Source organism: Paenibacillus sp. MER TA 81-3 (genome assembly GCF_023713585.1).
Lineage (GTDB): Bacteria > Bacillota > Bacilli > Paenibacillales > Paenibacillaceae > Paenibacillus_B > Paenibacillus_B profundus.
In genome coordinates, this window is the sequence record NZ_JAMAWB010000028.1 from 1 (window position 1) to 26,330 (window position 26,330).

The window sequence follows — 26,330 nt, forward strand, 5'->3', positions numbered from 1 at the left end:
CGTTCGTCCTGAGCCAGGATCAAACTCTCCGTTAAAGTTAGTTTGACTTGCTCATGTATTGCTGACGAGGTTGTTAACCTCTATTACACAAACGTTTCACTCGTTGTTCAGTTTTCAAAGAACAATCATCTTAAGTTTACATAATCAAGACTCAAAAGTCTTAATTCTGACTCGCTTTATTTCGCCGCCGCGTTCAGCAGCGACCTTTATAATATATCACAGCGTCATCTTCAGTGTCAAGCACTTTTTAAAACTTTTTTCATTGTCTTTCGACAACTTTTTGTTTCATTTTGTGTCTTTCGCTAGAAGCGACGTTTATTAATTTATCACATCTATAGGCATGCGTCAACCATTAAATTAATACCATTTTCAAGAAAATGATCGAGGCCAAGCCAGGGACCCCAAGAAACCCAACAGCAGCCAGTGTCAGCGGGTTAGTTGGCACATGAACTCCGGCAATCCACCCCGTCGAATTAGCGATATAGAGTAGAACAAAAGCAGCAGTTCCATGAAGCAAAAAGATGAAAATCCCCTTCCACGCAAACCTTTGCCGTAATAAGACAATAAGCAATGCCACCATCGAAATAACTAGCAATCCCATCATTAACAGCTTCATACGCTACAACACCTCTCCTAGGCGAAGCGCATGGATATTGGCTTTCTTCGCCTTTTTTAATAACATGCCAACCCGCTTCTCTGCTGCTTCTAACGAAAAGATGGCATAGTCCACCTCATCTTCACCAAGTGCGTGCTCAAAACGAAACCAAGCCCGCTCCAACTCCTTGTATGCATAACGAATATCCTCCATCATCTGTTCCTGCTCGGATTGTATATGTCTATACCGCTGCTTGTCCTGCCGGCCTGCCAACCACTGCTTTATTATTTTCAGCAAGGTGTCATCCCTCCCGTAGAGATTCCTCATTAATACTTATGGAGGAGCGGACAAGGGTAGAACAGGTAATAAGCAACCTAATAGATGTTGTTCAAAAACCCCCTTTTGGCCAATATGGCTTCTCGGTGCTGTAAAGCAACCTTTTTTTTTGACCACGCACTTATAGATGCTCTTTCCAAAACACAGATCAAAAAAGCCTCTGATTTCTCAGAGACTTTTCTCAACAGCCTAGCGGCATAACCCCTTAATGGCTATCGCGTTATGCTTTATATAATTATTGAATTTCACGTCGTCCTTCCAACGCCTTGGACAGCGTCACTTCATCCGCGTACTCCAAATCACCGCCAACAGGCAAGCCATGCGCAATTCTCGTCACCCGGATCCCAAAAGGCTTCACCAAACGCGAAATATACATCGCCGTTGCCTCACCTTCAATATTGGGATTCGTAGCGAGTATCATTTCCTTGACCCGCTCGTCGCTAAGACGCTTCAACAGTTCCGCGAGACGTATATCCTCAGGTCCTATGCCTTCCATTGGAGAAATCGCACCTTGCAGTACATGATAGTAGCCCATGAATTCCTTCGTCCGCTCCATAGCGACCAAATCCTTCGTCTCCTGAACCACACACATAATAGACGCGTCACGCGATTTGTCCTGACAGATACGGCAAGGATCGACATCAGTTATGTTGCAGCAGACGGAACAATAATGCAAATTCCGCTTTACGTTAACAAGCGCCTTGGCGAAGTCTATCACGTCGTCCTCAGGCATACGGGTCACATGGAACGCAAGACGAGCCGCTGTCTTTGGCCCGATACCCGGCAAATGGGTAAACGCATCGATCAGCTTCGCAATCGGTTCTGGATAATACAATGCGGGCTCCCCTTTACGATGACATTATGATGATGACATAACCGGAAAACGGCCGGCCCCCATAAGGGGCAGCGCCGTTTCCATAAAGATTAGAACGGCATATACCGCAGTGGTATATGCCTTTCATTTGCTAGATTTAGAACAAGCCAGGAATTTTCATTCCGCCTGTGAATTTAGCCATGTCGTCGTTCGCCAAATCTTCCGCTTTGGTAAGAGCATCGTTAACTGCAGTAATAACGAGATCCTGCAGCATTTCGATGTCTTCCACATCAACAACTTCAGGTTTGATGGCAATGCTCAGAACTTTTTTGTGGCCGTTAACCTCTACCGTTACTGCGCCGCCGCCGGAAGTACCAACCATCTTCTTTTCAGCCAATTCTTCCTGAGCTTTCAGCATTTGTTCTTGCATCTTCTTAACTTGTTTCATCATTTGATTCATATTGTTCATCGCCGTGAATTCTCCTTTTTTCTACTTAGAATAAATGAATTAATCTTTTATGACAACAAGGTCTTCTCCAAACATCTGGATAGCCTCGTCAATCCATGGTTCCCGGGACGGTTCTTGACCTTCGGGCTCCAACTGAAAATCAGGTTCCTGCCTGTCCTCTGTTCGAGCTTCCGCAGCCTCCCAGTCCTTCAACATCATCGTATCAAGTTGATACGGCTTGCCGAATGTGTCAGACAGAACACGTTCAATGACCTGTTTGTTATTCGGCTTCTCGGTCGTATCCCGATGAATCGTGTTTTTAAAAGCAACCAGAATTCGATCTTCAAGCGCCGATACTGGTTCTCCGTTCACAAGCCATGCGTGAATCGTCACCCCGGCTTCTTTTACACGCTGCAGCACCTGCCCCCAATTTCCACGAATACGGCCGAACTCAGAACTGTCTTTGTCAGCGATATATCGTTCGAACTGAGGCGGCTTATTCGCAAGTCGCGACACACGGCCGGAAGACCGGGTAGCTGCTTGCGTACGCTCAGCAGCAGGTTCTTGCTGGCTGCTGACCGCTGCGCCTGACTTCAGAAGTTGATCAAGCTTCGCTTCTAAAGACGCAACTTGACGCTGCAAATGTTGCACAGAGGAAGATTGTTCCGCCGTTCCCTGTGGCGCCGAGACTGTATCCTGCAATCCCGCAGCGCCCGTGTGACCGGATGAGAACGACTGGCCTTGCGCCGCTAGCTGAAGCAGTGCGACTTCAAACAAGGTCTGCGGCTGCACCGCAAACTTCATATCGGTCTGATATCGGTTCAACGTGTCAATGATCTGGAACAGCCGTTCGGCCGTAAACGTCTCGGCCAAGTCACGAAAGACTTCGACCCTCGTTAGGCGATCCGTCAATGCGTCCCCGCTCGGCACCATCTTCATCATAAGCAAGTCCCGGAAAAAGTAGAGCAAGCTTTCCATGCACTTGTCCGCACTCTTCCCTTCCTGCATCAGTCGCTCGATTACCATTAGAATCGTTCCCACGTCCCCGGCTTGAACCGCCTGGGCCAATTCGGCGAATTGCTCTTCTGGCATCCCGCCTGTTATATCCAGCACTTGCTGATAGGTAACTTGTCCGTCGGTAAACGAGGCGGCTTGATCCAGCAAGCTGATTGCGTCGCGCATTCCGCCGTCAGACAGCTTCGCGATATACGTCAAGCTCTCCTGATCGGCTTGAATGCTCTCGTCCGCACAGACTCGCTCCAAGCGAGCGACCTGCTCATCAAGCGATACCCTTCTGAAATCGAAACGCTGACAGCGGGATATAATCGTTGCTGGCAACCGATGTGGTTCCGTCGTCGCCAAGATGAACATGACGTGAGCCGGCGGTTCCTCCAACGTCTTCAAAAGCGCATTGAAAGCTTCCGTCGTCAACATATGAACTTCATCAATAATGTAGACCTTATGGCGCACTTCAGTTGGCGCATACTTTACTTTTTCGCGAAGATCGCGAATTTCCTCCACGCCCCGATTGGAAGCAGCGTCGATTTCCACCACATCCATCACGGAACCGGCGGTGATGCGCCGACACGCTTCACAAGCGTTGCAAGGCTCTGGGCCTGGCCCTTGCTCGCAGTTTACGGCTTTCGCCAGTATTTTCGCGGCACTGGTCTTCCCTGTTCCACGCGGTCCACTGAACAGGTACGCATGCGAAAAACGCCGCTCCCGCAGCGAATTTTGCAGCGTTTGAATAATATGCTGTTGTCCGACCATGTCATGAAATGACTGTGGCCTCCATGCGCGATACAATGCGATATGAGCCATGATGCAACCTCGAAAACGTTTTTCTTATTATACTATATCACAACCGCTAAAAAAACAGCCATTTCCTCTCTTTGGAAACTCGGGAAGACTGCCCATAGTTCATTCAGTTGTCCATTGCTACGGATAGACATCGGCATTTCAGCCAACAGGTTGAAATGGAACCGATAGTGTAAACGTCGTGCCAAAGCCTTTAGATGCGACGCGAATCGTGCCGCCCAAGTCGTGAATAATGCGCTGACAAACCGAGAGGCCCAGCCCAGTTCCATTCTGCTTGGTCGTAAAGAACGGATCAAAGATTTTGTCGATAAGAAAGGAAGGGATACCAGGACCTGTATCGTGTATGTCGATCAGGACGCGCTTGCCCGCATCATCCCGCTTGACCGTTATCGTAAGCGTTCCACCGTCAACCATAGCTTCAATACCATTCTTCGCGATGTTGATGAATACCTGTTTTAAAAGTTCCCGATCCGCTACGACGAACGGCATCGTCTCATCCGCGGCATAGCGAACGTGAACCCCGTGCAGAACGGCTTCACTGCGAATAATCGGCATGATATCATTCATGACCTGATATAAATCCACCCGCTCAATGGTTACGTGCTTCGGTTTGCTCAGCAGCAAAAATTCTCCTACAAGCTCATTAATTCGATTGATTTCCGTCAGCATAATCTCGGTATAGTGAACTTCCTTGCCCATCCCCTTCTCATGCAGCGTCTTCTTGAACATCTGCAGAAATCCCTTAATGGAAGTGAGCGGATTGCGGATCTCGTGCGCAGTCCCCGCCGCAATCTGTCCAATCATAGCCAAACGGTCGCTTCGTTGAACCTGCTCCTCCAACGAACGAAGATTGGATACATCCTTGAAGAGAACATAGGCGCCGACAATTTCACTTTGCGCATCACGCAATACATTGGAATCGAGGAGCAGTTCATACCGCTCATTGCCGTTGCGCCATGAGACCGCATGATTGCGTACCACAACCCCTTCCAGAAGGGCGCGTTGGACCAGATGATGCTCGGTAGGCATGTCCCCGAACAGCTCATTGACCCGACACTGCAGCGCCTGTTCGCGTTCCCATCCAAGGACATGGCAAGCCATCTCGCTGATGTCCACCAATCGAAACTGTGTATCCAGAAGCAGAATTCCTAAATTCACATCTCGCAAAAAGGCGCCGGCAAACTGTTGCAGCAGGTTTAATTCACCATGTCCTCCTTCATGCCTCTCTTCAATGGGAGAAGAAGGAGACAACGGCTTCAGCGAACCCGAATGTGGCGTTGGTTCAGTCATAGACTCACCTCAATGCTAATAAGCGCAAGTTTCACTCTCTCGCAATTATACTTGCCTGATTCTTGTTGCAGAAATTGGCAGCCGACCACCGAGATGGGGCTGGTAATGTCGTTTCCGCTTGTCCACGCTCTTTGCTATTATATATTTCTTTCGCCGAATAAGGTCTATATTCCTGCTTCAATCTATTATATATGAGCATACATTCATAATAATTGTAAAATAAAAAAACACCGAATCATTCGGTGTCTCTCTTGTAATATGAAAACCGTGCACCTGTTATTGATAATTGCGATCCGAGCGGCACTTCTGCGCATCAGCTCGGGTCAGGCTTCCCTCCGGCACATGAGCTCTCCTACTTATGGCTGCTTCCTTCCGGACCTGACCAGATTCATAGGCACCCATTGCGAAGGACCCGACCGTCAACACCAAACGCAAATACCGGACCCCACATCGACAAAACCTCTAACAGGAATTCAATCTCGCTACAGCGGATTGCGAGTTACAGGGCACCGCTACCTCCCCATCTAGCACGGCAAAACCTAGTATAGACTATTTGAGGCGAAAGTGCAACTAAAGTCAATTGTTAACAATCGTGTCGCTGCGAACAGGTTCGGCTTCCGCTTGAACATCATCATCTGTCCAACCACGCAGCAGTATGCATATGCCAGCGCTCATAACGCCAACCCCGACATTTATCCCGACATGCAGCCCCACATTTGGATAGATCCACTGCGCAGCGCACGCCGTTGCCAGCGTCCAGCCGGCGGCAAAACAGACCCAGAATGCGTCAAGACGCACCTTACGGGAGACGGCAACGAAATTCAACCAGCCGAGACCGATAACGACGCTGCACACGACGAAGACGCTGGCCAAGCCAGATGAAGGTTGCTGTCTGGCTGTTCAGGCCACCCCCACGAAGGAAACGTCCTCCGCGTCAGCTGTAACAGTCCGTATGCCCCTCCGTCCACGATGAACGTACCGATAATAGCGGACACGCTCTCGGTCACGAAGCCTGCGGACAATTCCGCTTGGACGCTATCGCCATTCATCTGCTTCCAAGCTGCGTAACAGTGTTTCCCACACACTTCGACTGCAGCAGCCAACAATCCGACAGCCGCAATCACGGTCGGAAGCCAACGCTCGTGTTCCGTCATTCCCACACTGCTGCACCTCCTTTTGCAATTCGATAAGGACTTACATTTCCATCATACAAGGTGGGGACTTCATTCGTTTTTACATTTTGTGCGAATCGGTGTTTGCACCGGAACGAATATATGCAAAAAAATAAACTCCCTTGACTGTTGCCAGTAAGGGAGTTCACATTAAACACATATGCATTAGATACCGTATTTCTTCTTAAATCTATCCACACGACCGCCAGCGTCCAAGAACTTCTGTTTGCCTGTGAAGAACGGATGGCAAGCGGAGCATACCTCTACTTTCAGGTTTTCCTTAACGGAACCTGTTTCAAACGTGTTACCGCATGCGCAAGATACTGACGTGATGTGATATTTCGGTTGAATTGCTTCTTTCACTTGAATTCACCTCTCTCCGCCCTGAGCCCTTTGCGTGCTCAGAGTTATATAGACACATGAGTGGATTATAGCATGTTTGATTTATACACGCAATGTTATTTTGACATTTCCAGTCAGTCGATTCCAGTTCCGATCCACCTATTACTTCGCGTATGACTTCACTCGCGCCAACTCCGCCGGAGGCACATGTGTATAAGAACCGATAACGACATCAGGCAGCTCGTCACGGAAAATATCTATCATCTGCTTCATGCCGAGAACATCGCCCTGCGCTTTCGGAATGAGCGCAAGATAGCTCTCGGGATCAATGTTCAAATTACGCATTTGAATGAGACGAAGCTTCGTCCGCCGTGCAAACTCCACCATTGCCTCAATCTCTTCTTCCCGGTCGGTTACGCCTGGGAAGACAAGATAATTGATCGACGTATATACGCCCTGTTCCGATGCATAGCGCAACGACTTCTCCACATTATGAAGCGTATACGCCCGTGGCCGGTAGTAAGCATTGTAATGGTCGTCAAGCGCACTGATGGTGCTCACACGCATCAAATCAAGACCTACATCGACTATAGCCCGTATATGGTCGGTCAAGCCAGCATTGGTATTGATGTTGATATACCCCATATCCGTCTGGCGGCGCACCTCGCGCATCGCTTCGACGATAATCTTTGCCTGCGTGGACGGCTCGCCTTCGCAACCTTGGCCGAAGCTGATAATTGATTCCGGTGTCTTCAAATGCTCCAGCATAATCTGCACCAATTCGTCGACAGTCGGCTTGAAGTTCATCCGCGTCTGCGGGGCTGGAAATCCGCTGTCATCTGGCTGCTCGGAAATACAGCCAAAACAACCGGCATTGCAGGAATATGACACCGGAACAGCACCTTCCCAGCGATTCAGGAACGTATTGGATGCCGTCAAGCATTCGTATTGCAAGGCGCAATGCGACAAGTGCTGATATAGCCGGTTATCCGGATATTTCGTAAGCAACTGGTCCACTTGAACGCGCAGCTCGCCTGAATCGCAATTCAAAGGATCCCATTTGTGCGGATCATCCGTCGAATGAGCTGCCGCATAGAACTTCCCGTCTTGCCAGACGACCGCCGTATAGCCGAAGAGCGGGAGCTTCTGCTCTTTATCCGTCTTCACGTAGCTCGGAATATGCAGACGCGTATAGCCCTGCGGCAGCAGCGCCCCGACCGCTTGCACGTCTCCCGGCAGAGCGACCATCTCTCCCGTATCCGGGTCCAATCCGATCGGACGCGTGCAAGGCAGTCCGACAAGTGTCGCTCCTTCCGGCAGCGGAATCAACTCGTTCTCAAATATTTCAACGATCATGTCACCACTGCGGGCGAGGCCGATGTATTCGGGGTGATCAAAGATGTTGCCTTCACTATCCGCATAAACTAAATACATGTAACCTTGTCCTCCTACATTCATGCTTCACGTTATTCCACAGCGTCACATTTGCCATCGTCTTCCTAGCTGACCGAGGTGCTCCGCGTCCGGCGCGTCGGAGAGCCGCCGCTTCCGTTGCCGTTCGTGTCCAAAGAAGCCATAAATTCTTCGTTCGTCTTCGTATCACGCAGCTTTTTCAGGAATTGATCCACAAATTCAGACGTTTCATTCATATTTTTGCGAATCGCCCACAGCTTATCAAGCTCTTCCTTCGTCAAGAGCATTTCCTCGCGGCGCGTGCCCGAGCGGCGAATGTCAATCGCAGGGAAGATGCGGCGTTCAGCCAATTTGCGATCCAGATGGAGCTCCATATTGCCTGTACTTTTAAACTCTTCATAAATGATGTCGTCCATACGCGATCCAGTCTCTACCAATGCTGTCGCAAGAATGGTCAGGCTGCCGCCTTCTTCAATATTGCGCGCCGATCCGAAAAAGCGCTTCGGACGATGGAAGGAAGCCGGATCAATACCGCCGGACAGCGTCCGTCCGGATGGCGGAACGACCAAGTTGTAAGCCCGCGCCAGGCGAGTGATGCTGTCGAACAAAATAACAACGTCTTTCTTATGCTCCACCAAGCGCAATGCGCGTTCAAGCACCAGCTCAGCTACTTTAATATGATTCTCAGGCACCTCATCGAATGTGGAAGCGACTACTTCACCTTTTACCGAGCGCTGCATGTCAGTCACTTCTTCCGGACGCTCGTCAATAAGCAATACGAACAACTCGATGTCAGGATGGTTCTCCGAAATACTGTTGGCAATTTCTTTGAGAAGCAAGGTTTTACCAGCTTTAGGCGGGGCGACGATAAGTCCGCGTTGACCAAGACCTACAGGGGCTAACAAATCCAAAATCCGTGTAGAAACTTTGTTCGGGGCCGTTTCAAGCACCAGCTTCTTCTGTGGATAAAGAGGAGTTAATGCAGGGAAGTGCAGACGCTGAGCCGCGTCTTCCGGCTTCTCTCCATTGACGGCATTAATTTGCAGCAAACCGAAATAACGCTCATTCTCTTTCGGTGGACGACATTTACCGGACACCAGGTCACCGGTTCGAAGATCAAATCTACGGATTTGAGATTGCGAGATATAAATGTCTTCCGAACTTGGCAAATAGTTGATAGGCCGCAGGAAACCAAAGCCTTCAGGCAATATATCCAGCACGCCCTCCATAAACATATATCCGCCTTGCTCCGCTTGTGCGCGCAAAATAGCAAAAATCAATTCTTTTTTCTTCATCTGACCGTAGCCGGCAATTTGAAATTGCTTTGCCAGCTTATACAGCTCGGTCAGCTTCTTCGTTTCCAAATCGGAAATTTGTAACTCCATGAATACAACTCCTATTCTGTTCATAAATGCATGTGATGTGAGATGGATAAGTCCTATGAAAATAAAAATGAGAAAAAGCGGTGTGCTTACCTTGTGCATACGAAGGTTGGTCATTTCACCGGGAAAGAAAAAGTGGACTGAAAGCAGATGAGTTCTTTTGACCAGGAACAAGCAGCGTAATATCGCATGACGGTTGAGTTTCGTAGAAAGGAGGTGCCAGTGTTCTAGGTAACTAATCTAATATTAATCTATTATTACCCTATTTTTACCCCGAAACAACTGATTTATTCCGTTTGCCTCCATACATCTGCACCTAAAATTCGCAAATTCGTCACTAAGTTATCATATCCGCGATCGATATACTCCACGCCCGTAATTTCTGTTACGTCATTTTCCACCGTTAAGCCTGCAATAACTAGCGCTGCACCAGCCCGCAAATCCGATGCTCTTACTTTTGCCGCATTCAGCTTCGTTCCTTCAATAACAGCAGAACGGCCTTCCACGCGAATCTTCGCGCCCATGCGCAGCAATTCGGGAACATGCTTGAAGCGATTGCTATATACGAGATCGGACAGCATGCTAACCCCTCTAGTCTGTGTAAGCAAGCTAGTCATCGGAGACTGCAGATCCGTGGCAAAGCCAGGGTACACCAAAGCTTTCACGTCAATGCTTTCGTAATCGACACCGCCGATGACACGGAGCGATTCATCGCCCTCTACAATCTGGACGCCCATTTCCTCCAACTTGGCCGTAAGAGCCTCCAAATGCTTCGGAATAATATTATCTATTAAAATATCTCCACGCGTAGCCGCAGCCGCGATCATGTACGTTCCGGCTTGAATGCGATCCGGAATAATCGAATGGCGGCAGCCATGAAGACCATCTACCCCTTCAATGCGAATCGTTTCCGTACCCGCACCTTTAATTCGTGCCCCCATTGCGTTGAGCAAAGTGGCAACATCTATAATTTCAGGCTCTTTTGCCGCATTTTCAATGATAGTAGTGCCTTTAGCCCGTGAGGCCGCCAACATTATATTAATCGTGGCACCAACGCTGACTACATCTAAATAAATCTTCGCGCCGCGCAGTTCGCGCGCAACAATATGAACGGAGCCATGATCATTCGTTACCGTCGCTCCTAACGCTTCAAATCCTTTAATATGCTGATCAATCGGACGCGGCTCGAAGTTACACCCGCCTGGCATGCCAATCGTCGCCTCTCCGAATCGTCCTAACAATGCGCCCATTAAGTAATAGGAGGCCCGTAATTTCTTGACGGGGCCGTTGTGCATCGGCATGGAGATCAAGTGGGAAGGATTAATGTGCAGGCTGGTTCCCTCCCGGCTGACTTGCCCGCCGAGTTCGGTAATAATTTCGCCATAGGTTGCGACATCGCTTAATTCAGGCATGTTATCGAGCACAACTTCGCTCTCTGCTAATATTGCTGCAGGTATAAGCGCTACCGCGCTGTTCTTTGCTCCGCTAATCTGAACGGTGCCACATAGCGGCCGCCCGCCGCAAATCATTAACTTTTCCATCACAAGCTGAGTTCCTCCCACACCGTGCTGATGATAGCCGGCTCATCCATATGCTTAATATTGAAATATGGTCATCCCAAAAAATAATTCACATTCAAAAAGTCACTTTTCGGTACCGAGAAGTACAAGTTTTCGCAAGAAAACTGCTTCGGAAACATATGCTCTTGGAGAGTGAACGTAAGATTCGATGTCGAATGACATCTTGGGATGCATCGTGATCAAAAGGGGACTTTTTTGAACAACCTCTATAATACTATAAGTTAGGTGGTGTAATCACAAAAAAGGGAAGAACACCGGAGAACCGGCGCTTTTCCCGCATTTGTAGACGCAAATATAAATATCCGATTACGCTTGGTTGTTGCTTCCGAACAAGCGGATTTTAGCGCGAACCACTTCAACCATCGCATTGCGAGCTGGCGTCAAGTATTTACGAGGATCGATTACATCTGCATTCTTGTTCAACGCTTCGCGAATCGCTTTCGTGCAAGCGACTTGGTTCTCTGTGTTCACGTTAATTTTGCCTGCGCCTGCGGCAATTGCCTTGCGAATGGCTTCGTCAGGCACACCGGAACCGCCGTGCAGTACGACAGGTACAGGAACTTTTGCAGCAACAGCTTCAATGATATCGTAATGAAGTTTAGGCTCGCCTTTGTACATGCCGTGTGCCGTACCTACAGCAATCGCAAGTGCGTCAACGCCTGTTTCTTCATAGAAACGAATCGCTTCTTCTGGGTTCGCCAATTGAGCGGATTCCTCATCCACTGTAAGGTCATCTTCTGTCCCGCCGATTGTACCCAATTCACCTTCAACGGATACGCCCATAGCATGAGCCGCTTTAACGACTTCTTTAGTCAAGCGGATGTTGTCCTCATACGCATGATGGGAGCCATCGAACATAACGGAAGAGAATCCTGCACGGATACAAGCCATAGCCACTTCAAACGTGCTGCCATGGTCAAGGTGCAATGCGATCGGCAAGCCGGATTTCTTCGCAGCCGCTTCCGCCATTGCTACTGTATATTCCATTCCCATGTAACGCAGTGCCCCTTCGGATACACCGAAGATAATTGGCGCTTTCTCTTCCATCGCAGCTTCTGTAATGGCTTGTGTGAATTCCAAGTTGTTAATGTTGAATTGGCCTACCGCAAATTTATTTGCTTTAGCTTTCGGCAGGAATTCGTTCATCGAAACTAATGGCATGGTCTCCATCCTCCTAGGAAGTTGTTCGTCGTCTGTCTCTCTTCTTGTTAGCCGACATCTTGTACGGTGTTATTATATCACAATTAGGCGCAAAAAAGTAAACAACCTCTTGACAAAACAGAACACATCCGTCTGTTGGAGGTTGTTCAAAAAGCCCCCTTCAGACGAAATCCAAAAAGCAAAGAGGCTGGGTCAGCAACCCAGCATCGCGCATCATTTCTATCATTCGTTAAGACGGCAAAGTCATATGACCATGCTGTTCGTTACTGTGGGCTAAAGTCATGTTGACGGCCACACGCATTTCATCAATATCAAATGGCTTTGTAAAGTGCATAATAGCTCCCAGATCGGTCGCTTCCTTAATCATATCCAATTCCCCATAAGCAGTCATCATGATGACGTTCATGTGTGGCTTCATCTTCTTGATTTGTTTTAAAATTTCCAAACCGTCCATCCCAGGTATCTTCATGTCAAGCAGAACGATATCCGGTGATTCATCCTGTACGATGTCCAGCGCCATCTTGCCGTTAGAAGCCTGATATGTCGTATATCCTTCGCTGCTGAACACTTCCATGAGAAGAACCCGAATACCATTCTGATCATCAACAATCAATACTTTCTTTTTATCCAACTGGTACCCCTCCCACCGTGTATCACGAGCGAGTATGTTTGCCTTGTCATAGCTGCCGTCTCGCATAACATGCTTATATTGCAAAGTTACAGTACATATTCGCTTCTTCCTATTAAATTCCTCCTTACTTTAGGAAAAACATCTGCTTCTGTACCGCGGGAAGCAAAAAAAGCGAAAATTCTCACATGGAGAATCTTCGCTTTGCAAATATATACATTATCCCAACTGTTTAATCGCAGCTTTGACGAACTCACGGAACAATGGCTGTGAACGGTTCGGACGGGATGTGAATTCCGGATGGAATTGCACCGCAAGGAACCACGGGTGGTTCGGAAGCTCCACGATTTCAACCAACCGTCCATCAGGGGACGTTCCGCTTACTTTCAAGCCGGCACGCTCCACAATTTCGCGGTATTCGTTGTTAAATTCATAACGATGACGATGACGCTCGTATACGAGCTCGTCGTTGTAGCACTCCATCGCAAGCGACCCTTCCTGCAATTTGCAAGGATACAGGCCAAGGCGCATCGTGCCGCCCAAATCTTCGATGTCCTTCTGCTCTGGCAGCAAATCGATAACAGGATACTCTGTCGACGGGTTGATTTCCGAACTGTTCGCTCCTGTCAAGCCGACAACCGCTCGCGCATATTCGATTACAGCAACCTGCATGCCTAGGCAAATACCAAAGAACGGAATTTGCTGTTCACGCGCAAAGCGAATCGCTGTTACTTTTCCTTCGATACCCCGATCGCCGAATCCGCCTGGAACTAAAATGCCATTAACTCCCGACAATTGCTCGCTTACGTTCTCTTCCGTAATCTCCTCCGCATTGACCCAACGGATGTTCACTTCGGCATTGGCATCAATACCAGCATGCTCCAACGCTTCAACAATGGACAGATAAGCATCGTGAAGGGCAACGTATTTCCCGACGATAGCAATCTCAACGCGGCCTTGCAGCTGCTTCACGCGATTGACCAGCTTCGTCCACTCGACCATATCCGGTTCTGGCGTCTGCAGCTTCAGATGGTTGACGACGATATTATCCATGCCTTGCTCGCGCAGCATGAGAGGAACCTCATACAAGGTGGAGGCGTCACGGCACTCCACAACCGCGTTGGCGTCAATGTCGCAGAAGAGTGCGATCTTGCGCTTCAAATCTTCCGAGAGCTCGTGCTCTGTCCGGCATACAAGCATGTTCGGCTGAATGCCGATGCTGCGCAGCTCTTTGACGCTATGCTGCGTCGGCTTCGTCTTCACTTCACCCGCTGCTTTGATGTACGGAATCAGAGTAACGTGAATGTACATCACATTATCGCGGCCGACATCGCTCTTGATTTGACGAATCGCTTCCAGAAACGGCAAGCTCTCGATATCGCCTACCGTACCGCCGATCTCCGTAATGACCACATCGGAGCCCGCTTCTTTGCCGGCGCGGAAAACACGCTCTTTAATTTCATTCGTGATGTGCGGAATAACCTGTACGGTACCGCCCAAGTATTCACCGCGGCGTTCTTTAGAGATAACCGAAGAATAGATCTTCCCTGTCGTCACATTGCTGTTCTTGGACAGATTGATATCAATGAAACGCTCATAGTGGCCAAGGTCCAGGTCGGTTTCCGCCCCGTCGTCGGTTACGAACACTTCACCGTGTTGATAGGGACTCATGGTACCCGGATCAACGTTGATGTACGGGTCAAACTTTTGAATCGTTACTTTCAGACCCCGATTTTTCAGCAGTCTGCCTAGGGATGCTGCCGTTATTCCTTTACCTAGAGATGAAACGACGCCGCCCGTCACAAAAATGTATTTTGCCACTGGTGAAACCCTCCTATGATCAAGTGCATTCATGACATATGTTCTCGGGAGGCTTTGACTCTTGAATCAGGTCCGATGGAGTTTTTGCAATTCATGCTGCATGATGTTATCGTAACCCATTTGCAGGAGAAAAATTGATGCAAGATGTCATAAAAAAAGCTCCTATCGAAGGACACCCGAAGCCGAGCGTCCGCGATCAACGGAAGCCTTTTATTCGACTCAAAATATACCATGTCCGAGCAGACCATGCCGTCGAGCAGATACATTCCGATATCGGAAAAAAATAAAAAAGTGACTCCCGTAGTGTCACGGGGCACTTTCTTCTTATGTTCAATCACTCTATTCAATTCAATACAAATCCAAAGCCCATATGCTAGTTTACTCTGTAGGTAGTCCCATGTCAAGGGAGCACGCTTGGATTTTTAAGGGGATGTGAAGAAGTGAAAATGCCGCTTACTTATCCTTCCCATCAAAGCTTCTGAGCAGCTTCTTCAACAGGACCAATAAGCAAACGGCATTTATGCCAGCCACGCAGTGGGGAACAGCCGATTAACGGTTATCCTCAGCTTTGTCGGCTTCTTCGAAGTCTTCTTCCAGTTCTTCTTCCCCTTCAGAACTGTCTTCATCGATTTCTTCTTCATCGATCATGACTTCTTCGTCAACTTCTGCCTCTTCCTCTTCATCGTCGAAGACTTCTTCCTCTTCGTTGTCTTCATCCACGAAATCGAAGTCCTCTCCATCAGCAGTGTAGTTGTCGTCTTCTTCCACATACTCGTCTTCCATATCGTCGTCTTCATCATTAATGATACGCGGACGTTTGGAGCCTCCCATCGACTCTTCCGAACGGTCAACCGGGTACCAACGTTTCAAGCCCCACAGGTTGTTGCCAACACATGCAAAGCGGCCGTCAATGTTGATTTCGGTATATAACTGCGCAATCACATCGGTAATTTGCTCTTTGGTTAATCCACGAAGCTTAGCTACTTCGTTCATTAGATCGCGGTAGTAGAAAGGCGTGTTGGCAGCTTTCAATATAAGGAAAGCTAAATCCACCATCGGCATTTCTTGCACTTTGTCGGGATCTAGTTTCAATTCCAACGGGGTGCTCATTCGGACACATCCTCTCTCAAAAGGTTCAAACTGATACTAACATATCCATGTTCACACATAAGTAAAACCGATCTGCCGCGAAAAAGCAAGTTTTCTTCAGCCAGACAAAAAAATGCCACATATCAGTCATTTCAAGACAAAAAAAAGAAACGCGAAGGGCTATCCTTCGCGTTCGACTGTATCCGCACCCGACGAAAGCAGTGGCCCTCGTCTTTGGTGTGCTAAGCCCTTCGCCGGCTCTTCTTCATATTATGTCCCGGGAAGACATTTGACACGGAAGAAGGCCTAACTTTCTCAAAAAAGGCGGCTACCCCAGTCCACCCTGCAGCAGAACGCATACGATACTCCACAAGGACCTGTCGGGAGGGACTCGACATTGGATGTTACGGGCTTACTCCAGTTGATGCTTCATGAGATTTCCTCCAACGGACAACGTGGGAAGAGACAGCTGATTCGCTTTTACAACCCTCAATTGTACGAACGATGCTGCAAAGCTCTGTACGATCTGCAAAAGCGCCACCCCGAGCTTGGGAACGTCCATACCGTTCCGTTAATCCTAGCTTGGATCTGTCCGGTTCCAGCTGGTCTGAATCGGCAATTGGCTCTGTACCAAAGCGAGTTCGTTGTTGAGGATGATATTCAAGTAACGATGCATGCCGCATCGCAGAAGCCCGTTGCTTGGGAACGCGGCATTCCTTGGGGCGTACGGCACATTAAAGCGCCCCAGGCATGGAGCACGACGACCGGCCATCACGTGTACATTGGCGTCATCGATACGGGAGCTGATTACCGCCATCCTGATTTGCGCAACTCTTTGATGCGCGGCGTCAATCTGGTTCACCGCGGATTGCCTCCGTATGACGATAACGGACACGGAACGCACATCGCCGGTACGATAGCAGCCGCCAATCAGATGTATGGAATCATTGGCGTGGCTCCTCGTGCGCTGATCCATCCTGTCAAAGCCTTTGACGAGAATGGATCTGCTTATGTATCTGATATTATTCAAGGCATTGATTGGTGTGTGCGTCATGGCATGAATATAATTAATATGAGCTTCGGGATGAAGACGCGCAGCAAATCACTGTTGAATGCAGTGATGAACGCCTATAACGCAGGGGTCACCATCGTCGCGTCTTCAGGAAACGATGCCAAACGCAAAACGATCGATTACCCCGCCCGGTACCAGCAGACCATTTCTGTGGGCGCGACCGATCGGGTCCGCAAAATTGCGAATTTTAGCAATCGAGGTCGATTCGTCGATATTTATGCTCCTGGAGAAAAAATTGTGTCTGCATGGCTCAAGGGAAAATATCACGAAATGAGCGGCACTTCCATGGCCACCTCTCATGTCAGCGGCGCGATTGCCCTGCTGCTCGCCATGAAGCCGGGATTGAAGCCAGGGGAGATCAAAACCCTTCTGCGCCATTCCGCCAACCCTACGCGCGGCCCCAGAGGCACGGGCGGCACGCCGCGCGGAGCAGGCGAAGTAGACGTGATGCGTCTGCTCAAGGAAGTGGAGCGGTAGGAGGCGGTTGCGATCTCGCCGCAGGTATACACTGCTGTTTCATTGCGCAAAATACAATGCAAAAAGAGACAAGAGGGCTATCCTTCAAGTCATTCAGACTTTGGGGTAGTCCCCTTTTTTATTGGCTCGTCATCGACAATTTATGCTCATTGCTGGCCCGCAAAGACGGGACATGCGTATTTTGTCGGCCATTGGCGCTTATGGTCTCGCAATCGGCCCTAGGCATGGCTGCGAACTTCATCAGAAGCTGCCCAGCATCGGCGCCATTTCACCCGCCGCTCATTCAAGATAACTAAGCTGCTGTAATTGGCGCAAGATGCGTCCGCGGCGCATTCCATAGCTCAATCCATTTCTTAATGGCCGAGATGAGGATGATGATCCCAAGCACCATCATAATGATGGACAGTGAAGCATTCAAAATACTGTAACCGGAGGCCGTTGGATTCAAGTATACGTTCGCAACCATCCACACTCCCGCGTAATTGACCGTTACGAACAAATATGCCAACGGAATCAAACACGTAAACATGTACCTGCGTTTGTCCGCTATCTTCAAAATGACCGTCGCTCCGATGATAAGACCAATCGACGCCATCATCTGATTAGATACTCCGAACAGTGCCCATACGGAGCCAATATCGCCTGAAAAGAGTAAATATCCCCACATCAGACAAGCTAATGCACTCGCGAAGATCGAGCCAGGCACCCAATCCACCCGTTTCAACGGTTTGTAGATGTCACCGAAGAAATCTTGGATAATATAGCGCGCGACACGCGTTCCGGCATCGATTGCCGTTAGGACGAAGACCGCCTCGAACATAATGACGAACTGGAAAAAGTATGATGCCAAGCCTTCGAACCATGGAATCTTCGTGAAGATATAGGTCATGCCAACTGCCAGCGTGACGGCGCCGCCTGTTCTTCCCTCCAGATTGAGGCCGATTTCACGCGCCAACTCAGGCAAATGAACCGTGCTCATACCGAGCGCCTCGAACGCTTCCGGCGTGGAATTAATTGCGAAGTAGTCCGCTGGCTGCAGAGCAGTGGCGGCGATTAGCGCCATGATTCCTACCACACATTCAACGAGCATCGCGCCGAACCCAACTACTTTAATATCACTCCAGCGATCCAGCATCTTCGGTGTCGTTCCGGAACCGACGAAGGCGTGGAAGCCAGATATTGCTCCGCAAGCAATCGTTATCGAGATGAACGGCCAGACCGGGCCAGCCAAAATTGGACCTCCCCCGTGAATGAATTCCGTTACCGCCGGGAATGGAATCGCCGGGTTAATAATAAAGACGCCGATGATAAGCGCGATGAAGACGCCAATTTTCATGAAGCTGCTCAAATAATCGCGCGGCGCGAGCAGCAGCCAGACCGGCAAAGCTGCCGCAAAAAAAGCGTATATCGGTAAAATGACAGCCAATGTTTTCATGTCAAAGGTCAGCCACTCTCCCAGCGCCGTGCCTTGAATATAAGGGCCCATGAACACGCCGACTAGAAGCAGAATAAAGCCGATGGTGGAAGTAACCTTCAGATTGCCTGTTTTCTTATACAGCAGCCCTACTCCCATTGCAATCGGAATCGTAATGCCGACCGAGAACGTTCCCCATGGATTATGCTCCAGCGCATGGAGCACGACCATCGACAGTCCAGCCATCGTAATCGTAATAATGAAGAGCATAGCGAGGCCGGTGCAGAAGCCGGCGACAGGTCCTAGCTCGTCCTTTGCTACTTCGGAGAGCGATTTGCCCTGCTTGCGCATAGAGGCGAACAGCACAACTGCATCATGCACCGCTCCGCCGATAACCGCACCGATAAGCAGCCACAGCAGTCCCGGCAAGTAACCGAACTGCGCGGCCAGGATCGGCCCAACGAGCGGGCCGGCTGCCGCAATCGCGGCAAAATGGTGCCCGAAGGATACCCATTTATTCGTCGGCACGTAATCTTTGCCGTCGTTGAATTCGTGAGCCGGAGTCGGCTTGGAGTCATCAAGCTTTAACACTTTTGCCGTCATAAACGTTCCATACAGTCGATAAGCAATCATCAAAATGCAAATAGATCCGATTACAATTGAAACCGCGTTCATTAGTGGCCACTCCCTTCGATTTCCTTGTGGCTATCTTATAATATGAAAACGAAAATTATTCGTTTTCACGATAGAATGTGAAGGGAAGAGAGTGAGCTGCAAATAGATAAGCTTGAAATGCAAGCGTTTTCAGCCATGGTGACGCAATCTAAAATCCGAGGATCTGCTTCAGATCCTTCATATAAGTGCGGCTGACCGGCACCTGGGAACCGTCCTGGAGCTTCAATTGACAGGTAGAGTGGAACCACGGCTCGATTTCTATAATCCGATCCACATTGACGAGATAAGCCCGATGCACCCGTATAATAGAAGGATGTAGAAGCTTGCGCTCAAGCATCGTTAACGGCTCGCTAACTTTGTAATGCCGTTCTTTCGTCACGATGACGGTCTTCCCCTCTTCAAATCCGATATAAATGATATGATCGACATGCAGCACAACGATCCGCTCATCCACTGTAATAGCTAAGCGATCCTTGCGTTCCGGAACTGAGGAACGGGACGCCGGGGAACGCAAGTTAGGCGGCACCCTCATCACAAGCTGCTTGTTAAGTTTCTCTACTGTCTGATGCACGCGAACCTCATCAAAGGGCTTCAATATATAATCAACTGCATTCAGCTCGAATGCCTTTAAAGCATATTCATCGTATGCGGTGGCGAACACGATTGCCGGCGGTGCATCCAGTTCCATTAACCGCTGTGCAATCTCCAAGCCGCTTTCCTCTGCAAGCTGTATGTCTAAAAAGACGACATGGGGACGAACTGCCCCAATGTGCACCAGTGCCTCATCCTTCGCCTCCGCCTCTCCTACAACCTCCACTCGCTTCGTGCGACGCAGCAAATAAATAAGCTCATCTCGTGCTAGCGGCTCATCCTCCACGATAAATGCCTTCAACAAGTTTATCACCTCTTTCGACGAAATGGACAGGCAGGGTGATGCGGACTGTCGTTCCTTGGGCGGTCTCACTTGCAATACGGAAGGAAGCCTGGTTCCCGTACAGTTCTTCAATGCGCGTCTTAATATTATAAAGGGCTGTACCGGTTCCTTCCGCCGATTGTACGGCTTGCTTACCGAGAGCGCCCACAATATCTGCCGATATGCCTTTACCGTTGTCCTTCGTTACCAAAATCATGTTCTCCCCCTCAGCAGTCGCACTTATCGTCACCCGACCTATCGGCTCGGTGAAGCCTTTGGAAAAGGCGTGGCGAATGGCATTCTCCACCAATGGCTGCAGCGTGAACGGCGGAACCAATACATCATTCAGAGAGGCGTCGATATGTGCTTCGATCGTAAACTTGCCGGGGAATCTCGCCTGCTCCAATGACAAATAGGCTTCTACATGCTCCAGTTCCTTGTGCAGAGGAATGAGCATCTTGCGGGCACCTTGAAGATTGCTGCGAAAATATACACTGAGCTGCTGCAGCAGCTTTCTGGCTTGCTCAGGATCCGTACGGCACAGCACAGAAATGGTGTTGAACGCATTGAACAAAAAATGGGGATGCACTTGGGCCTGCAGCGCTTTAATCTCAGCATCCTTCAAGAGCCTGCTCTGAAGCTCTGCTTCCGCCAGCTCCAACTGGGTGGAAAAAAGCTTGCTTAATCCCTCAGCCAACTCCCGTTCGACTTGATCCAGCCTCGTAGCACGCCTGAAATATAGCTTTAGCGTGCCAATCGTGCTGTCGTGCACCTTTAGCGGCAGCACCAGCGCGGCCTGCAGCGGGCAATCCAGGTTATAACACTGGATCTCCTCGCGCGAAGACGCCTTATGAACGATGCCTTCTTCAAGCACCTTCTTCGTTAGTCTCGTTGAAATGCTCTGCAACGCAATATGGTGATCTGCACCTGTCCCGACATGGGCCAAGATTTGATGCTGATTCGTAATCGAGATGGCGTCGGCGTTCGTCTCCTTTAAAATAATTTGGGCGGCTTCCCGGCACGAATGCGCGTTTAAGCCTTGGCGGAAGAAAGGCAGCGTATGATCTGCAATATATAGCGCCTTATGTGTCTGCAATGCTCTGGAACGCTCTTCTTCCTGAAATATAGACTGGATAATGAGCATAAACAGCAAGGTGCCGAAGCCGTTCACTACTACCATCGGGACACCGATAACCTTCACCAGCCCCCATGCGTCGGCCCACGGCTCGGCAACAAGCAGGATGATACCCATTTGTGCGCACTCCATCAGAATGCCGATTCCTGCGGTTAGCCATGCGGCCTGCTTTCCTTGTGCACGAAAGCGCTTACCAATTATTCCAGTAACAATGCCGGCCATAATGGTCGAGATGCCGCATGCAACCGCAGTATAACCGCCTAAGGAAAGGCGATGCACTCCTGCAATCAATCCGACGCCGGTTCCTACAAGCGGTCCCCCCAACAGTCCGCCGATGACAACACCCATAATGCGCGTGTTCGCGATCGCGCTCCCCGTATCTACATCCGTATGCCACGCTTGCGAATAGATGGAGCTATCGTGGATCTGAACTCCGGTATAGTTGCTAATGACCCCAAACGCGCCGAATACGACGATAAGCATCCATTTCTCGGTCAAGCCATGCTCGTGATGAACGATTTGGCGGAAAGACTTCATACGTGACAGCACAAATGCAATAATTAGCAAAATGCCGACACGTTCTATCATTAAAGGCAGCAGATGAATCAATGCCATCACCATCCTTCTTCCCGTCTGCTGTGGATCTGTGTATGACGCTGCATCTATTATACAAGAGATGCTCTCAGACTTCGCTTGGAAATAAAAAGCTGGCGTCTCCTCCTTCGAGACGCCAGCTTATAACTGTCAGCCATATTCGTATGATCTTACATCCGTTCTGGCGCAGATACCCCTACCAGCCGGAGCACATTTGCGATAACGGTGCGCACTGCGCCTAACAGCGCCAGGCGAGCCTGTGTCTGTTCCGGGTCCTCAGTAATGACACGCTCTGCCTTGTAGTAGCTGTGCAAGAGCGACGCTAATTCGTATACGTACCGGATTAAGCGATGCGGCGCATAATCACGGGACGCAACTGCGATCTCTTCTGGCAGCTCGCCCATTTTGCGCAGCAGATCGTATTCATGCTCGGTCGTCAGCGTGGTCAAGTCAATATCGCGCAGCGGCTTCAATGCCACTCCCTGCTCCTCTGCTTGACGATAGATGCTGCAAATGCGCGCGTGCGCATACTGCACGTAAAACACAGGGTTCTCGTTCGACGTCGAAATCGCCAAATCCATGTCGAAGTCGAGATGAGAATCCATGGAGCGCATCGTGAAGAAGTAGCGGATCGCGTCAACGCCCACTTCCTCCATCAAATCCTCCATCGTGACCGCTTTGCCGGTACGCTTCGACATCTTCACTTTCTCGCCATCCTGAAACAAGCTGACCATTTGAGCAATGAGCACAATCAACTTGTCCGGGTCATTGCCAACTGCTTCCATTGCCGCTTTCATCCGCGGAATGTAGCCATGGTGGTCAGCGCCCCAAATGTTAATCATGCGGTCGAAGCCGCGGCCGTACTTATCCATATGGTATGCAACGTCAGGTGTCAAATAGGTGTAGGAACCATCGTTTTTCACCAAGACGCGGTTCTTGTCGTCACCAAATGTTGTCGTGCGCAGCCACGTCGCGCCTTCTTCTTCATAGACGTGTCCAGTCGTACGCAGCGTGTCGAGCGCCTTCGTCACTTCCCCGTTCTCATACAATGACGTTTCACTGAACCATACGTCGAACGGCACGCCGAAGCGGCCGAGATCGCGTTTAATTTTGTCCAGTTCTTTCTCCAGTCCGAATTGGCGGAAATATTTAGCACGCTCTTCTTCGGCCAGCTGCAGAAGACGATCGCCTTCCTTATTCACCAGATCCTGCGCGAAACCTTTAATATCTTCACCGAAATAACCGTCTTCCGGCATATCCGCATCGAGACCAAGCGCCTGCTTATAGCGGCACTCAATCGACTTCGCCAAGTTCATCACTTGGTTGCCGGCATCATTAATATAGTACTCGCGCGTCATCTCATAACCTGCATAATCAAGCAGGTTGCACAGCGCATCGCCAACCGCTGCACCTCGGGCATGCCCAAGGTGCAGGCTTCCCGTCGGATTCGCCGAGACGAATTCCACTTGAACGCGCTGTCCGGCGCCAATGCCGATACGACCGTAGTCCGAACCTTTGTCGGTAACTTCCCGCACCACATCATACAGATAACTTTTGTTCATACGGAAATTAATAAATCCTGGGCCCGCGATTTCGGTACTTTCAATAGAAGCCGCCGCTTTATCCAGGTTCTCAATAATTACTTCAGCGATCTGACGCGGATTGCGCTTCGCAATGCGAGTCAACTGCATCGCCGCGTTCGTCGCCAAGTCACCGTGCGATTTGTCCTTTGGCACTTCGATGACAAAGGACGGCAGCTCTTCGCGCGATACCAATCCGGCCTTCACGATCGCCTCATCAATTGCAGTCTTTACTTGGTCATTCATTTTCTCCATTACACTCATGCTCATTGTCTCTATTCCTCCTGCGCCATTCTGTTATGCGTGTCTGCGGGTGTCATCTTCAGCTTGATTTCGAACTGTCCCGTACATTGCTCTTCAATATAAAGCTGGTATGCCCAAGTGAGCATTAATTGATCGAACTGAAGCGGTCCTTCAAATGGCCACGGGTTGTTCCATTCCATCAGAGTGGTATACGTAGTCATCGGAAAGCGCAGTGCTTGGGAGCGATAGTAGCCTCCCTGCTTCTCGAGATAAGAAAATGTCTGCTCTGACTCCACTTGTCCGCGCCGCATCAATTTGATTTGACGCTTGCTTATTTTTATCATCACCTGTGTAGGTGAGCTTGCACTCATATCGCTGTCGCCATCATTCTGACCGTCCGGATGATTTATCGGCTCGATGTATCGTACATAGAAATGCGAACCTTTGCGGTACAACTCTCCAGTTACCTCTTGGGTCACGCGCTCATCATCTTGACGGCTGTCAATGACGATGCGCACCATAAGCTTGTTCGCCGCTTCCGCTTGGCGTTCCGTCATCATTCTAACTCCAATTCTGCAAAGTCTGATTATTAAATTATCCGGTAATAGCACACCTTTTGCAACCAGTTTGGCCGGAAAAGTTCAACGTTTATTGTACAACTAAAAGAAAACCTTTCAAAATTGTAAGGTTGGTGATGGAAAAAACGATGGATTCAATCCCCATTGTTACACTATAATCCCTTTAGCCCTTAATAATTTGAGGCAGCCCGTTCAGTAATTTAAGGAGGTAGCTACGATGTTGTGGATAGAATTAATGTCTTGGATAAGCACACCCGCCGGGAAGCTCATGTTCTTCCTTCTAATCCTCCATGGGGCATGCACCATCTGGACCTCTATCGACAGTTATCGCATCGACCGTTCCATCTTATTCTCGGCAGGAATTACGCTTATCGTCAGCATTGCTCCGATATTTGGTTTTGTAATATATATCATGATTCGGCATACGAAGCTGACTTCCCACGTTCCGAAATCGTCGCGAATGCGTTCCGCGATCCCGCGTTGATGTTCAAGCCGCATTCATTAGTGTAGCCACAATTAAAAGGAACGTACACAAAGGGGCAGCCCCTAAGCAGATATTTTGCTTATGGAACTGCCCCTATATTATTGGACCGTGCTAGCATGTCTGCTTTACTACGTGCCTTTGCCCATTCTCCCTTTGAATCAGAAACGAGTCGCCTCTATCTTCGAAGTATAGATGGCCACTCCACATCTACCTCACGCTTCTGTGCGGCCGAACGGAGAAGCGCGTCGATTATCGTCTGTTGGACGAGTATTTCGCTCGCTGGCACCGGCGCAGGGGCGTCATCTCGGATCGCACGGACGAAGTCGGATATTTTCAAGAAGAACGGCTCGTCGAGCGGTTGTCCTGACAGCGGAATGACCGTCTCGGTCTGCCGGCCCATCATATCCCGATACATGCGGATATCCCCTAAGCAATCGAATGAGCCTCCCCAAGCGCCCGTACGGCCAGAGCCAAGCTTCAGTCCGCCTTCCGAGCCAAGGAAGAACGTCGAGCCCATAGAATCGAGATGCATCGCCCACGACGTCTTGAACGTCATGACCATGTCGTTCTCAAAACGAATGAAAGCCACCCCGAAATCCTCGACATCGAAGCGATCTGCCTCTGGACAGATGGCTGGGTTCGTACCGAGACGGTTGCCGGAAAAGGCGGATACGGTCAGCGGACGCGGATGATTAAGCGCATATAGCGCCATATCTAGCGAGTAGCACCCGATGTCCGCAATGGCACCAGAGCCTGCGATGTCGCGCCGGATGAACGTTCCACCCGGGATGCCGCGAGGTCTGCCTCCCCCGAGCTCGGCATAGTATACACCGCCGAGTTGCCCGGACTGCACAATTTCCCGCACCAGCTTAATATTATCGTCGTAGCGCGGCTGGAAGCCGACACTCAGCATTTTACCCATACGTTCCGCAGTCTCCACCATTTCAATGCCCTCGTCCAATGTAACGGATAACGGCTTCTCCACCAGTACGTGCTTGCCTGCCTCCAGTGACAATAACGTCTGATCATGGTGCGATACGTTCGGGGTGCAGATGCTCACGCCGTGCAGCTCTTGTTCCAGCAGCTTGCGTGTATTGTCAAATGCTGCTGTTCCGCCAGCCCCTCCTCATCAATGAGTGCCTGCGCTCTGCCGGGCACGATATCCGCTACTGCCGCCACCACGACGCCAGGAATCCTTTTATACGCCCGCGCATGCATTCTCGCGATCCCGCCACTGCCGATAATGCCGATTCGAATCACTTGTTCTGTCATAATG

27 protein-coding genes and 1 other RNA gene are annotated in these 26,330 nt (G+C 49.7%); 4 read left to right on the forward strand and 24 right to left on the reverse strand.

Annotated elements, in window-relative coordinates; genetic code table 11:
* Positions 1-352 precede the first annotated feature (352 nt).
* From M3650_RS27470 to M3650_RS27545, 16 genes are all read right to left on the reverse strand, one after another.
* Entirely contained in the window at positions 353-616 is a 264-nt protein-coding gene (locus tag M3650_RS27470; RefSeq protein WP_251579372.1) for a pro-sigmaK processing inhibitor BofA family protein, read from the reverse strand.
* A gap of 3 nt (positions 617-619) precedes the next feature.
* Positions 620-892 (reverse strand): DUF2508 domain-containing protein, encoded by a 273-nt coding sequence (locus tag M3650_RS27475; RefSeq protein ID WP_251579373.1) that lies wholly within the window; start codon positions 890-892, stop codon positions 620-622.
* A 274-nt stretch (positions 893-1,166) separates the two neighbouring features.
* Positions 1,167-1,766: a recombination mediator RecR gene (recR, locus tag M3650_RS27480; RefSeq protein ID WP_019421217.1), complete on the reverse strand. Its 600-nt coding sequence runs from the start codon at positions 1,764-1,766 to the stop codon at positions 1,167-1,169.
* A gap of 136 nt (positions 1,767-1,902) precedes the next feature.
* Entirely contained in the window at positions 1,903-2,214 is a 312-nt protein-coding gene (locus M3650_RS27485; protein WP_019421216.1) for a YbaB/EbfC family nucleoid-associated protein, read from the reverse strand.
* Positions 2,215-2,253: 39 nt separating this feature from the next.
* Positions 2,254-4,014 carry a DNA polymerase III subunit gamma/tau gene (gene dnaX, locus M3650_RS27490; protein ID WP_251579375.1) on the reverse strand — a complete coding sequence of 587 codons (1,761 nt, stop codon included), beginning with the start codon at positions 4,012-4,014 and terminating at the stop codon, positions 2,254-2,256.
* A 138-nt stretch (positions 4,015-4,152) separates the two neighbouring features.
* Positions 4,153-5,301 carry an ATP-binding protein gene (locus tag M3650_RS27495; protein ID WP_251579377.1) on the reverse strand — a complete coding sequence of 383 codons (1,149 nt, stop codon included), beginning with the start codon at positions 5,299-5,301 and terminating at the stop codon, positions 4,153-4,155.
* 265 nt (positions 5,302-5,566) lie between these two features.
* Positions 5,567-5,834, reverse strand: an RNA gene (gene ffs, locus M3650_RS27500) — signal recognition particle sRNA large type.
* 43 nt (positions 5,835-5,877) lie between these two features.
* Positions 5,878-6,156, reverse strand: coding sequence for a hypothetical protein (locus tag M3650_RS27505; protein WP_251579378.1), 279 nt, complete (start codon positions 6,154-6,156; stop codon positions 5,878-5,880).
* Positions 6,123-6,461: a hypothetical protein gene (locus M3650_RS27510; protein WP_251579380.1), complete on the reverse strand. Its 339-nt coding sequence runs from the start codon at positions 6,459-6,461 to the stop codon at positions 6,123-6,125. The genes M3650_RS27505 and M3650_RS27510 overlap by 34 nt, the downstream gene beginning before the upstream one ends.
* A 177-nt stretch (positions 6,462-6,638) precedes the next feature.
* Positions 6,639-6,836: a 50S ribosomal protein L31 gene (gene rpmE, locus M3650_RS27515; protein WP_251579382.1), complete on the reverse strand. Its 198-nt coding sequence runs from the start codon at positions 6,834-6,836 to the stop codon at positions 6,639-6,641.
* Positions 6,837-6,977: 141 nt separating this feature from the next.
* Positions 6,978-8,249, reverse strand: a complete 1,272-nt coding sequence (locus tag M3650_RS27520; RefSeq protein ID WP_251579384.1) for a radical SAM family protein — start codon at positions 8,247-8,249, stop codon at positions 6,978-6,980.
* Between the two features lie 65 nt (positions 8,250-8,314).
* Positions 8,315-9,613, reverse strand: coding sequence for a transcription termination factor Rho (gene rho, locus M3650_RS27525; protein ID WP_019421209.1), 1,299 nt, complete (start codon positions 9,611-9,613; stop codon positions 8,315-8,317).
* A 284-nt stretch (positions 9,614-9,897) separates the two neighbouring features.
* Entirely contained in the window at positions 9,898-11,151 is a 1,254-nt protein-coding gene (locus tag M3650_RS27530) for a UDP-N-acetylglucosamine 1-carboxyvinyltransferase (RefSeq protein WP_019421208.1), read from the reverse strand.
* A 345-nt stretch (positions 11,152-11,496) separates the two neighbouring features.
* Entirely contained in the window at positions 11,497-12,351 is an 855-nt protein-coding gene (gene fba / locus M3650_RS27535; protein ID WP_019421207.1) for a class II fructose-1,6-bisphosphate aldolase, read from the reverse strand.
* Positions 12,352-12,580: 229 nt separating this feature from the next.
* Positions 12,581-12,982, reverse strand: coding sequence for a response regulator (locus M3650_RS27540; protein ID WP_019421206.1), 402 nt, complete (start codon positions 12,980-12,982; stop codon positions 12,581-12,583).
* Between the two features lie 216 nt (positions 12,983-13,198).
* Complete coding sequence (locus M3650_RS27545) at positions 13,199-14,800, reverse strand: CTP synthase (protein WP_251579385.1); 1,602 nt, start codon at positions 14,798-14,800, stop codon at positions 13,199-13,201.
* A gap of 137 nt (positions 14,801-14,937) precedes the next feature.
* Between M3650_RS27545 and M3650_RS27550 the strand changes: the two genes are divergently transcribed.
* Positions 14,938-15,087 carry a hypothetical protein gene (locus tag M3650_RS27550; RefSeq protein WP_019421203.1) on the forward strand — a complete coding sequence of 50 codons (150 nt, stop codon included), beginning with the start codon at positions 14,938-14,940 and terminating at the stop codon, positions 15,085-15,087.
* 262 nt (positions 15,088-15,349) lie between these two features.
* Here M3650_RS27550 and rpoE read toward each other — a convergent pair whose 3' ends face one another.
* Complete coding sequence (gene rpoE / locus M3650_RS27555) at positions 15,350-15,910, reverse strand: DNA-directed RNA polymerase subunit delta (RefSeq protein ID WP_233698454.1); 561 nt, start codon at positions 15,908-15,910, stop codon at positions 15,350-15,352.
* 376 nt (positions 15,911-16,286) lie between these two features.
* On the opposite strand from rpoE, the gene M3650_RS27560 reads away from it, so the two are divergent.
* Both M3650_RS27560 and M3650_RS27565 read left to right on the forward strand, forming a co-directional pair.
* Entirely contained in the window at positions 16,287-17,438 is a 1,152-nt protein-coding gene (locus tag M3650_RS27560) for a S8 family peptidase (RefSeq protein ID WP_251579386.1), read from the forward strand.
* A gap of 121 nt (positions 17,439-17,559) precedes the next feature.
* Entirely contained in the window at positions 17,560-17,730 is a 171-nt protein-coding gene (locus tag M3650_RS27565) for a hypothetical protein (protein ID WP_251579387.1), read from the forward strand.
* On the opposite strand, the gene cstA is transcribed toward M3650_RS27565, so the two are convergent.
* The 5 genes from cstA to M3650_RS27590 form a co-directional block, all read right to left on the reverse strand.
* Positions 17,731-19,527, reverse strand: coding sequence for a carbon starvation protein CstA (cstA, locus tag M3650_RS27570; protein ID WP_251579388.1), 1,797 nt, complete (start codon positions 19,525-19,527; stop codon positions 17,731-17,733).
* Between the two features lie 148 nt (positions 19,528-19,675).
* Entirely contained in the window at positions 19,676-20,422 is a 747-nt protein-coding gene (locus M3650_RS27575) for a LytR/AlgR family response regulator transcription factor (protein WP_251579389.1), read from the reverse strand.
* The gene (locus M3650_RS27580) at positions 20,394-22,190 is read right to left on the reverse strand and encodes a LytS/YhcK type 5TM receptor domain-containing protein (protein WP_285848701.1); all 1,797 of its coding nucleotides are present in this window, start codon (positions 22,188-22,190) and stop codon (positions 20,394-20,396) included. The genes M3650_RS27575 and M3650_RS27580 overlap by 29 nt, the downstream gene beginning before the upstream one ends.
* A 149-nt stretch (positions 22,191-22,339) precedes the next feature.
* On the reverse strand, positions 22,340-24,019 hold the full coding sequence (gene argS / locus M3650_RS27585) for an arginine--tRNA ligase (protein WP_285848702.1): 1,680 nt from the start codon (positions 24,017-24,019) through the stop codon (positions 22,340-22,342).
* Between the two features lie 5 nt (positions 24,020-24,024).
* Positions 24,025-24,549 (reverse strand): YwiB family protein, encoded by a 525-nt coding sequence (locus M3650_RS27590; RefSeq protein ID WP_251579390.1) that lies wholly within the window; start codon positions 24,547-24,549, stop codon positions 24,025-24,027.
* Positions 24,550-24,787: 238 nt separating this feature from the next.
* On the opposite strand from M3650_RS27590, the gene M3650_RS27595 reads away from it, so the two are divergent.
* Positions 24,788-25,054, forward strand: a complete 267-nt coding sequence (locus M3650_RS27595; protein ID WP_019421195.1) for a hypothetical protein — start codon at positions 24,788-24,790, stop codon at positions 25,052-25,054.
* Positions 25,055-25,229: 175 nt separating this feature from the next.
* Here M3650_RS27595 and M3650_RS27600 read toward each other — a convergent pair whose 3' ends face one another.
* A complete protein-coding gene (locus tag M3650_RS27600; protein ID WP_311295149.1) occupies positions 25,230-26,114 on the reverse strand; it encodes a Gfo/Idh/MocA family protein in 885 nt (294 codons plus the stop codon).
* Complete coding sequence (locus M3650_RS32380; RefSeq protein ID WP_311295150.1) at positions 26,111-26,326, reverse strand: Gfo/Idh/MocA family oxidoreductase; 216 nt, start codon at positions 26,324-26,326, stop codon at positions 26,111-26,113. The genes M3650_RS27600 and M3650_RS32380 overlap by 4 nt, the downstream gene beginning before the upstream one ends.
* Between the last annotated feature and the right edge of the window lie 4 nt (positions 26,327-26,330).

Coding starts and splice junctions, on each gene's coding strand:
- fba (WP_019421207.1), bottom strand. CDS start 12,351: ATGCCATTAGTTTCGATGAACGAATTCCTGCCGAAAGCTAAAGCAAAT.
- M3650_RS27485 (WP_019421216.1), bottom strand. CDS start 2,214: ATGAACAATATGAATCAAATGATGAAACAAGTTAAGAAGATGCAAGAA.
- M3650_RS27530 (WP_019421208.1), bottom strand. CDS start 11,151: ATGGAAAAGTTAATGATTTGCGGCGGGCGGCCGCTATGTGGCACCGTT.
- M3650_RS27595 (WP_019421195.1), top strand. CDS start 24,788: ATGTTGTGGATAGAATTAATGTCTTGGATAAGCACACCCGCCGGGAAG.
- M3650_RS27520 (WP_251579384.1), bottom strand. CDS start 8,249: ATGTATTTAGTTTATGCGGATAGTGAAGGCAACATCTTTGATCACCCC.
- M3650_RS27590 (WP_251579390.1), bottom strand. CDS start 24,549: ATGACGGAACGCCAAGCGGAAGCGGCGAACAAGCTTATGGTGCGCATC.
- M3650_RS27495 (WP_251579377.1), bottom strand. CDS start 5,301: ATGACTGAACCAACGCCACATTCGGGTTCGCTGAAGCCGTTGTCTCCT.
- M3650_RS27550 (WP_019421203.1), top strand. CDS start 14,938: ATGCAAGATGTCATAAAAAAAGCTCCTATCGAAGGACACCCGAAGCCG.
- cstA (WP_251579388.1), bottom strand. CDS start 19,527: ATGAACGCGGTTTCAATTGTAATCGGATCTATTTGCATTTTGATGATT.
- M3650_RS27580 (WP_285848701.1), bottom strand. CDS start 22,190: ATGGCATTGATTCATCTGCTGCCTTTAATGATAGAACGTGTCGGCATT.
- argS (WP_285848702.1), bottom strand. CDS start 24,019: ATGAGCATGAGTGTAATGGAGAAAATGAATGACCAAGTAAAGACTGCA.
- M3650_RS27470 (WP_251579372.1), bottom strand. CDS start 616: ATGAAGCTGTTAATGATGGGATTGCTAGTTATTTCGATGGTGGCATTG.
- M3650_RS32380 (WP_311295150.1), bottom strand. CDS start 26,326: ATGACAGAACAAGTGATTCGAATCGGCATTATCGGCAGTGGCGGGATC.
- dnaX (WP_251579375.1), bottom strand. CDS start 4,014: ATGGCTCATATCGCATTGTATCGCGCATGGAGGCCACAGTCATTTCAT.
- rpoE (WP_233698454.1), bottom strand. CDS start 15,910: ATGAGCACCCCGTTGGAATTGAAACTAGATCCCGACAAAGTGCAAGAA.
- rho (WP_019421209.1), bottom strand. CDS start 9,613: ATGGAGTTACAAATTTCCGATTTGGAAACGAAGAAGCTGACCGAGCTG.